Here is a 3,116-nt window from a genome sequence, read left to right as displayed (position 1 = left end):
TGAAGGAAAGTGGAGAAGGATCATGGCCGGAGCACGCCAGCACCAGATCGCCGACCGCATCAAGGTCATCGTCGCCGAGCTGCTCGAGCGTCGGGTCAAGGACCCGCGCCTGGGTTTCGTGACGATCACCGACGTCCGGGTCACCGGCGACCACCAGCACGCCTCGGTGTTCTACACCGTCCTCGGTGACGCCGACGCGATCGAGGGCAGCGGTGCTGCCCTGCGCAGCGCCACCGGCATGCTGCGCTCCGAGGTCGCCAAGCGCCTCGGCCTGCGGCTCGCGCCCAGCCTGGAGTTCTTCCTCGACGCGGTGCCCGACGAGGCCCGCCACATCGACGAGCTCCTGGCGAAGGCGCGCAGCTCCGACGCCGAGGTCGCCTCACGCGCCCAGGGCGCCCAGTACGCCGGCGACGCCGACCCGTACAAGCACCCGGCGGACGAGGTCGACGGCGACGACGCCGACGACGCGCAGCAGTGACGACGGAGCCGAACGAGCCCGTGCCCGGGCTGGTCGTGGTCGACAAGCCCGGCGGGTGGACCTCGCACGACGTCGTCGGCCGTGGCCGTCGACTGGCGAGCACCCGCAAGGTCGGCCACGCCGGAACGCTCGACCCGATGGCCACCGGTGTCCTGCTGCTCGGCATCGGCCGGGCCACGCGCCTGCTCGGTCAGCTCCAGCTGACCGACAAGGAGTACGTCGCGACGATCCGCCTCGGGCGCTCCACCGTGACCGACGACGCCGAGGGCGAGGTCCTCGCCGACACCCCGGCCGGGCACCTGACCCGCGACGAGGTCGAGGCGGCGATGGTGCCGCTGCGGGGCCTCATCGCCCAGGTGCCGTCCGCGGTGTCGGCGATCAAGGTCGACGGTCAGCGCTCCTACGCCCGCGTCCGTGCGGGGGAGCAGGTCGAGCTCGCCGCCCGTGAGGTCACGGTCGACGACTTCTCGATCACGGCGCTGCGCGTCGAGGGAGACGTCGTCGACGTCGACGTGCACGTGGCGTGCACGAGCGGCACCTACGTGCGCGCGCTGGCGCGCGACCTCGGTGAGGCGCTGGGTGTCGGCGGGCACCTGACGATGCTGCGTCGCACGCGCGTCGGGCCCTTCACGCTCGAGCACGCGGCGACGATCGAGGAGCTCACCGAGCAGTGGCAGGTCATCGGGCTCGACGACGCGACCCGCATCGCCTTCCCGTCGTACGCCCTTTCGGCCGACGAAGCCTCCGACGTGCGGTTCGGCCGCACCCTGACCGGGATCGACCTGGGCGCCACCGGCTCGGTGGCGGTGTTCGATCCCGAGGGCCAGTTCCTCGCGCTGTACGAGCAGCGCGGCGGCACGGCCAAGCCCGTCGCGGTCTTCGTCTGAGGTGCGCGCCGACGCACTAGGGTGACCGCATGTGGTCGTCACTGCCGTCCCCCCGCCGGCTCGCCTGGGAGGTCGTCAGGACGTGGTTCGTCTCGGTCGTGGCGGTCGTCGCCGGGATCATGGCGACGACCAAGGTCCGCAAGGTCCTGCGCGGCAAGCGGGCGCACGGGTTCCCGATCACCCCGCCCGCGACGATCGCGACGCCCCGCGGCGACGCGACCGTGTACACCTACGGCGACCACGTCTTCGGTGACATGATCGCGGCGATCGAGGCCGCCGAGCACCGGGTGTTCTTCGAGTCGTTCATCGTCAAGGGCGATAGCGAGGGGCACCGCTTCAAGGCGGCCCTGCAGGCTGCCGCAGCGCGCGGCGTCGAGGTCTACGTCGTCTTCGACTCGTTCGCCAACCTCGTCGTGCCGCGCAGCTTCTTCGACTTCGGCCCGGCGATCCAGGTCCTGCGCTACCCGGTCTACAACGCGGGGCTCAAGCCCCTGAGCCCTCGTCGCTGGGGCCGCGACCACCGCAAGATCCTCGTCGTCGACGAGACGGTCGGGTTCGTGGGCGGCTACAACGTCGGCTCGCTGTACGCGACGGAATGGCGCGACACGCACCTGCGGATCACCGGGTCGGCGGTCTGGGACCTCGCGAACGCCTTCGTCGACTTCTGGAACATGCTGCGACCGGAGGCACCGATCCTGGGGTCCGGCTCCGACGACTGGGACCCGCGCGTGCGCACCCACCGCAACGTGCCGCGCCAGCTCGTCTTCCCGATCCGCAACATGTACCTCGAGGCGATCGACCGCTCGACGCGGAACATCCGCATCACGGCGGCCTACTTCATCCCCGACCACGACATCCTCGAGGCGCTCCTGCAGGCCCGGGACCGCGGCGTGCAGGTCGACATCATCGTCCCGGAGATCTCGAACCACGTCGTGACCGATTGGCTGTCGCGCGGCTTCTACGGGCGGCTGCTCGGGTCGGGGGTGCGCATCCACCGCTACCGCGACCACATGGTGCACGCCAAGACCTGCACGATCGACGGAAGCTGGAGCACGATCGGCACGGCGAACATCGACCGGCTGAGCCTCAGCGGCAACTACGAGATCAACATCGAGATCGTCGACCCCGCGCTCGCGACCCACCTCGAGGACGTGTTCGCGCACGACCTGACCAACTGCACCGAGCTGACCCGTCGGGAGTGGGAGCGACGCTGGATCGTCTCGCGTGCCTGCGAGCTCCTCCTGCGCCCGCTCCGCCCGCTCCTGTAGGCGGAACAGGGGCCGCCGGGTTCGTGAGAGGCCTCTCATCTCGGCCTCACGGAGGCCTCACTCCCGATCGCGAGGGTGGAACCACCACCTAGCGAAGGAGCACCCCATGGACACCATCCTCAAGGCCGGACTCGGCACCCTGGCGGCCGTCGCCGTCCTCGGCGCCGGTGGCATCGCGATCGCCTCGGCCGACACCGAGCGGCCGTCGATCTCGCCCGTCGTCCAGACGCCGGGCACGACCGACGACGACGCGGACGACGGCGGCACGCAGGTCCCCGCCCCGGCACCCGCGCCGGCTCCGGCACCCGCCCCCGCTCCGGCACCCGCTCCGGCGCCCGCGCCGGCCCCGGCGAGCGGCTGGGACGACGACGATGACGACGACCGGTACGACGACGACCACGACGACGACGACCACGACGACGACCACGACGACGACTGGGACGACGACGGCGACGACGACGACTGACGTCGCCCGACGAGGGG

4 protein-coding genes are annotated in these 3,116 nt (G+C 71.2%); all 4 read left to right on the top strand.

What is annotated here, in order from left to right; genetic code table 11:
- Positions 1–22: 22 nt before the first annotated feature.
- On the top strand, positions 23–478 hold the full coding sequence (gene rbfA / locus ABD127_RS05380; RefSeq protein ID WP_344198510.1) for a 30S ribosome-binding factor RbfA: 456 nt from the start codon (positions 23–25) through the stop codon (positions 476–478).
- The gene (gene truB, locus ABD127_RS05375) at positions 475–1,365 is read left to right on the top strand and encodes a tRNA pseudouridine(55) synthase TruB (protein ID WP_344198508.1); all 891 of its coding nucleotides are present in this window, start codon (positions 475–477) and stop codon (positions 1,363–1,365) included. Before rbfA ends, truB begins: the two co-directional genes overlap by 4 nt.
- A gap of 29 nt (positions 1,366–1,394) precedes the next feature.
- A complete protein-coding gene (locus ABD127_RS05370; RefSeq protein WP_344198506.1) occupies positions 1,395–2,633 on the top strand; it encodes a phospholipase D-like domain-containing protein in 1,239 nt (412 codons plus the stop codon).
- Positions 2,634–2,739: 106 nt separating this feature from the next.
- Positions 2,740–3,099 carry a hypothetical protein gene (locus ABD127_RS05365; protein ID WP_344198504.1) on the top strand — a complete coding sequence of 120 codons (360 nt, stop codon included), beginning with the start codon at positions 2,740–2,742 and terminating at the stop codon, positions 3,097–3,099.
- Positions 3,100–3,116: the final 17 nt, after the last annotated feature.

Origin of the sequence: Aeromicrobium alkaliterrae (assembly GCF_039529015.1) — a bacterium.
In the GTDB taxonomy this organism is placed as follows: domain Bacteria; phylum Actinomycetota; class Actinomycetes; order Propionibacteriales; family Nocardioidaceae; genus Aeromicrobium; species Aeromicrobium alkaliterrae.
The sequence above is the reverse complement of the archived record's forward strand: the minus strand, read 5'-3'. Positions and strand labels throughout refer to the sequence as shown.